The 5,730-nt window shown below is 66.4% G+C and carries 6 protein-coding genes; 3 read left to right on the forward strand and 3 right to left on the reverse strand.

Annotation, left to right across the window (positions count from 1 at the left end; all coding sequences use genetic code 11):
- Window positions 1-467 precede the first annotated feature (467 nt).
- The 3 genes from E1291_RS38340 to E1291_RS38350 form a co-directional block, all read right to left on the reverse strand.
- Window positions 468-1,070 carry a hypothetical protein gene (locus E1291_RS38340; protein ID WP_131742947.1) on the reverse strand — a complete coding sequence of 201 codons (603 nt, stop codon included), beginning with the start codon at window positions 1,068-1,070 and terminating at the stop codon, window positions 468-470.
- 797 nt (window positions 1,071-1,867) lie between these two features.
- Complete coding sequence (locus E1291_RS38345) at window positions 1,868-2,146, reverse strand: DUF6881 domain-containing protein (RefSeq protein WP_131742948.1); 279 nt, start codon at window positions 2,144-2,146, stop codon at window positions 1,868-1,870.
- The gene (locus tag E1291_RS38350) at window positions 2,146-2,907 is read right to left on the reverse strand and encodes an HYD1 signature containing ADP-ribosyltransferase family protein (protein ID WP_207401165.1); all 762 of its coding nucleotides are present in this window, start codon (window positions 2,905-2,907) and stop codon (window positions 2,146-2,148) included. Before E1291_RS38350 ends, E1291_RS38345 begins: the two co-directional genes overlap by 1 nt.
- A 683-nt stretch (window positions 2,908-3,590) precedes the next feature.
- On the opposite strand from E1291_RS38350, the gene hpnC reads away from it, so the two are divergent.
- The 3 genes from hpnC to E1291_RS38365 all read left to right on the forward strand — a co-directional run.
- On the forward strand, window positions 3,591-4,448 hold the full coding sequence (gene hpnC / locus E1291_RS38355) for a squalene synthase HpnC (protein WP_242614640.1): 858 nt from the start codon (window positions 3,591-3,593) through the stop codon (window positions 4,446-4,448).
- A gap of 69 nt (window positions 4,449-4,517) precedes the next feature.
- The gene (gene hpnD, locus E1291_RS38360; protein WP_242614641.1) at window positions 4,518-5,369 is read left to right on the forward strand and encodes a presqualene diphosphate synthase HpnD; all 852 of its coding nucleotides are present in this window, start codon (window positions 4,518-4,520) and stop codon (window positions 5,367-5,369) included.
- On the forward strand, window positions 5,366-5,730 hold a 365-nt coding region (locus E1291_RS38365; RefSeq protein ID WP_242614642.1), incomplete at its 3' end, for an FAD-dependent oxidoreductase. The genes hpnD and E1291_RS38365, both read left to right, overlap by 4 nt.

Raw genomic sequence — 5,730 nt, forward strand, 5'->3', positions numbered from 1 at the left:
TGGTCGACTCCGCATCTACCGGGAGCTTCACTACTTGGCGATCACAACCGGCGAACCGCAGCCAGCTCGTGACCAGCCTTCCCAGGATGGAAACGGCTCAGTGTGAAGGTGACCTTGCCGGCGTCAGCTTTGGCCGGTCGTCGGCGGGGACCGCACCGGGGAGCGGATCGGCGGGATGGCCATGAACGTGGCTTGAACGCCTCGATGTCGGCGATGTTGGCCGCCGAGACACCGGCGACCAGCGGCAGGGCCTCTGCATCGGACAGGACGTGGAATCGGCGCGATCGACCGGATTGAGGCAGGTCAACGTGCAGTGAACACCGGCCGCTCGTCCAGCGAGGCCGTCTCACCATCTTGCGGCCTCGGCGAGAACCTTGGGATCAAAGGCTCGGTAGCCTCCCACACCTCATCGCGGACCAGTCCGACATCATCACGGCCGATCACCGATAAACCACGTTGGACACACCCTAAAAACCTCTCTTAATTTCAAGCCAGGAACGAATCTCGCTTTCGATCTCTTTATTTTCAACACGAGAACAGACCCACGGGAAAGCCGAGAGAATCAGTTCGACATCTTGCAATCTCGAAAACGCCACCTCATCCGCCAGTGTCACTTCACCGCAAACAGGGGCATAGAATTCCTCGTCGGCGTTGAGGTACTCGGCCCTCCGAGTCTCCAATTCTGCGATCGCACGTTCACGCGTGAGGGGAATCTGCTGCAGTGCCCACTCGGCAGAACCATCCGGTGTAAGGATTTGCGGAAGTCCGGAAACCGGGGGCTCGACCCGCAGGGCAAGCGCTGCGATTCTGAGCATCCAGTAGGCGCCGATCGCAGCCCTAACGCCCCCAAGCTTGACGGCCAGCAGGATGCTCTCTGCGGCGAGATTGAGGTCCTCTGCGCGCCGGTCCGCGGTCACTTCTCGGAAGGGAGTGGCGCTGATTTCCAAGGACTCGAAGATCGATAGCCACCACTGCGGCGAGGTCCCGTCAGGGAAGCGGCGGGATACCCAGTCGGCAAGTTGGCCTTCAACGACGCCTCGCATTTCACGAAGGTCCGAATCTATCGTCATTTATGGCGCCCTCCCCCCATAGTCTCGAATTATTGCGCGCGGAATCCTGATGCCAGCTTGACCGAAGGCATTTATCCCTTGTCTGATGAACGAACCGGCACATTGGGCGCAGGGCGGCGTGTAGTGACCCGTAAGGTTATCGAACGATGTCACTCTGCCACCGCTTTCGATCGCGATCTGCCCAGCACCGACCACCGGAGATCCACCGCTGGCTATCGTGTGGTGAATGCCAGGCAAGTCGCGCACGATGTTCAGGTTGCCTCCCTCCCCAACCGTCCAGAGATACCTGCCGCCATCTGCGACCGCCTGCGGGAACTCGGGGGGGCGGTCGCGGAGGTCGATATGACTGCATACACCACGCGGACTATTCGGTGGCGGCCGCAGGGCTGATGACCGCATCCGCCACCGACGACCACAAGCCCTTGTTTCTTCGACACCCCACGAGCGAATTCTTTGATCGGCCGCGGAGACCCGACACCCCAGGAATCCAAATCCTCAAAGAACTCAAAACGACCAAGGATTGGCCCGCACGGACCAACCCGCGCCGTCTCGTCGATTGACTTCCCGATTCCTTGCAAGAATCGCCTCAACTGCGCTGCAGTGGGGGTCGATACGTGACTCCAGCAGGCGAGCCAAGACACCGCAGGCGGCGACTCTTCCGCCCTGACACACACCCACTTCCTCGTGACGCTCTCCTCATCACCTCGAAGAATGTACGCCCTGAAATCAGCGGGACACCGAGTTTGACTGCCCAACTCGGCCGGGCGGACTACCGGAGTGGTCCACTGTCCGCTTATCTAATACAGGACAGCGCGCCTCCATTCCTCTTCGAACTCCACCGCAGCGATCTCCTCGGCCTCAAATTCCTCTTGGTAGGAGATTTCTTCCAGGGGAGGAAATGGAACCTCGGATAGCCCTGCAGTGTCGGTCTCGTAAGCTTCGTCCGCCCACGCCGAGCGACCATCACGATATATCTGCACTTTTCGCGTCTCGTACCCATCCGTACCGAGCTCACTGAAGTAGACGACTGGGTCATCGTCATTCTCGTGATGCCATGTAACCTTGACGTATCTCATTAGTTCATCCCTGAGTTCAGGATGCGCCCCACCAGGTCAAGCGGACCATCATTGGGGATCACAAAGACCCCTGGCCGACCCTGCACCACGTTGAGCCCCCTCACATCGATCTCGATAAAGTGCGTGAACTTCCGCCCCGCCCACGGTACCCGAAGGAACGCCGCTGACAGCTGACCAAGGCTCTTTGTTCCGGGCGCAATATCAGTCAGGTACCAGCCATCTCCATATCGCGCATCCTTCGGGTTCACGGCCCTCAGCGAGGGGAGGAGTTTTTGGCTCGAAGTGATTCCATCATGCCCCGCTTCATTCGTGTAATGGTAGAGCTTGTCGGGAATCTCGCCCTCACCGCAGTTATGGACGAGTACCGGGGTGTTATGGGCGAGCACGTAGAAGGTGTGGGTGGTGGCGATGGTGAGGTCGTGGACGCGGGGGTGGGTCGGGGTTTTGTGGGTGGTGAGGACCTTGGCGGGGGTACCGGTCGGGGTGCGTAGTTTCGTGCCTGGTTTGAGGTTGTCTGCTCTCGTCCAGGTGTGGTGGGCCGGGTCCCAGAAGGGGTGGTGTTCTGTGGCGAAGATGACGCCGGGCTTGCCGTGCTCGCCGGTGATGGTGATCTGGTAGAGGCCGGTGTAGTTCGTGCCGCCGTAGGCGCCGACGACATCTTTGGCCTCGGTCTTGCCGGTCTTGGGGTCGGTGGAGGTGACCTTGTCTCCGACCTTGACCTTCTCGATGAGCTTGGCCGTGCCGTTCGCGAGCAGGACCAATGTGCCCGGCGGGAAACTGTTGATGGAGCAGCGGCGGCTTCGCTGAGGGCGGCGGCCAGGGGACGGCCGGCGGCCGTGCCCATGGTTTTGCCTAGAAGGCCACTTGCGCCTCTGCCCACGCCCCAGCCTGCCGCTGCGCCGACGCCGCCTATTACGGCTTCCTTGAGCATGGTGCCGGGAGCCCATTTGTCGGGGCTTGTTGGAGACGGCGTTTCCTGCGAGGTTGCCTGCCACTCCCCCGGCGACCGCGCAGCCGACCGAGCCTGGGCCGAAGGTCACGCCCTCACAGACGCCTGTGACCGCGATGGCGACGGTGACGATAATGCTCTGCAGCCGAGGTCAAATCGATCGCAATGGCGGGGGCCGCCACCTCCAGTGCCTCCTCCGCCCCTTACCGCCACCGCCATCGGGGGCGCGTTTGGGGACTCCAGGGGTCCGGGCGGGGGGGCCGGCCGTTGGGTGGGATGGGGGTGCCTCGTTGGTGAGGCGGGGGCAGGTGGAGGGTGGGGTGAGCGTGCGGGCTCGGGCCGGTCGGCCGGGGCTCTTCTCGGCTGGGCGGGGTCCATTGCTATTTAGGGTGATATTCCTGTTGCGTCGTTTCCGTCGCGGAAACGCGGGGCGGTTCAATAACTCCATACCTTGATCAGAGTTTTTCTGGTGCCGGACCGGCGAATCTCACAGTGGTGACCACTGAACCACCCTGGAGCGCCGAGGATCACGATCGCGCGCTGGACGGGCTCGCGGCGCGGGAGAACTTCCCGGTCGCGTCGCGGCTGCTGCCCGCGCGGCTCCGGGCCGATCTGCGGGCGGTCTACGGGTTCGCGCGGCTGGTCGACGACATCGGCGACGAGGCGCCGCGGGCGCTGCGGACGGGGCTGCTCGACACGGTGGACGGCGACCTGGACCTCCTTTACGAGGGTGAGACGCCGAAGCTGCCGCAGATCCAGCGGCTCGCCGGGACCGTGCGGGCGAGGGGGATCCCGGAGGAGCCCTTCCGGCGGCTCGTCCAGGCGAACCGTCAAGACCAGGTGGTGCACCGGTACGAGACGTTCCAGGACCTGGTCGAGTACTGCCGTCTGTCGGCGGACCCCGTGGGACGGATCGTCCTGTACGTGTTCGAGGCCGCGGCGCCGCGGCTGCTGGAGCCGTCCGACCGGGTGTGCACCGCGCTGCAGATCATCGAGCACTGCCAGGACGCGGGCCAGGACTTCCGGAAGGGGCGGATCTACCTGCCCGCCGAGGACCTGCGGCGGTTCGGCTGCGCGCCGGACGACCTGTCCCGGGCCGTGACGCCGACGCGGCTGCGGGGGGTGCTGGCGTTGGAGGCCGGGCGGGCGCGGAACCTGCTGGACCAGGGGGCGGCGCCGCTGCTGGCGGAGCTGCGCGGATGGGCGCGGGTCGCCGTGGCGGGCTACGTGGCCGGGGGGCGCGCGGCGCTGGCGGCGCTCGCGCACGGCCGTTACGACGTGCTCGCGGGCGCGCCGCGCCCGCGCCGGACGGCGCTGCCGCTCCGGTGGGCACGCGCTCTTGGAGGGGGCTGAGCGATGACGGTTTCGGAGACGTGCCGGCAATCCGCGAGGGTTTCCGAGGCTTACCAGCACTGTGAGCGGGTGGTCCGGGAGGAGGCCCGCAACTTCGCCTACGGGATCCGGCTGATGCCCGCGCCGAAGCGGCGCGCGATGAGCGCCATCTACGCGTTCGCGCGCGGGATCGACGACATCGGGGACGGTCCGGAGCCGGCGTGCGTGCGGCTCGACCTGCTGGACCGGTCGCGGGGGCGGCTGGAGACCGTCCAGGACGTGCTGTGCCGGCGGGCCGACGCGCGGGCGCTGGAGGGCCACCCGGTGTTGACGGCGCTGGCGGACTCGGCGGGCCGGTACCCGATCCCGCTGGAGGCGTTCGGCGAGCTGATCGACGGGTGCGAGAGCGATGTGCGGGGCGCCGAGTACGGGACGTTCGACGACCTGCTGCGGTACTGCCAGCAGGTCGCGGGGACGGTGGGACGGCTGTCGCTCGGCGTGTTCGGCTATGACGGGCGGCAGCGGGCGGAGGGCCTCGCCGACTCGCTCGGCGTCGCGTTCCAGCTGACGAACATCCTGCGGGACGTCCGGGAGGACCGGCTGGCGGGCCGGATCTATCTGCCCGCCGAGGATCTGGCCCGGTTCGGCTGCACGCTGGAACAGGACGAGACGGGTGAGTTCGTCGATCCGCCGTGGCGACTGCATGACCTCATCGGGTTCCAGGCGGAGCGCGCGCGGGCCTGGTACGCGGAGGGGTTGCGGCTGCTCCCCCTGCTGGATCGGCGCAGTGCGGCGTGCACGGCGGCTATGGCGGGCATCTACCGGCGGCTGCTGGAGCGGATCGCCGAGCGTCCGTCGATCGCGTTGAACTCCCGCATCTCGCTGCCGACGTGGCAGAAGGCCGTGGTGGCGGCGCGCGCGCTGACGGGAGTGGAGCGTTGAGCGTCGTCATCGTCGGCGGTGGCCTGGCCGGAATCAGCGCGGCGATCGCGCTGCAGGAGTCGGGCGTGCAGGTCACGCTCGTGGAGGCGCGTCCCTGGCTCGGGGGCGCCACCCATTCGTTCAGGCGGGGCGAGCTGACCGTGGACAACGGGCAGCATGTGTCCCTGCGCTGCTGCACCGCGTACACGGGGCTGCTGCGGCGGCTCCGGACCGACCACCTGCTGGACGTCCAGGGCCGGTTCGACGTGCCGGTCCTGCGGCCGGGCGCGGCCCCGGCGCGGCTGCGCAGGGCGCCGCTGCCGAGCCCGCTGCACCTGCTGCCCGCGCTGGCCCGGTACGCGCCGCTGTCGCCGGGCGACCG

The sequence above is a fragment of the Actinomadura roseirufa genome, assembly GCF_900659635.1.
Taxonomy (GTDB): domain Bacteria; phylum Actinomycetota; class Actinomycetes; order Streptosporangiales; family Streptosporangiaceae; genus Spirillospora; species Spirillospora roseirufa.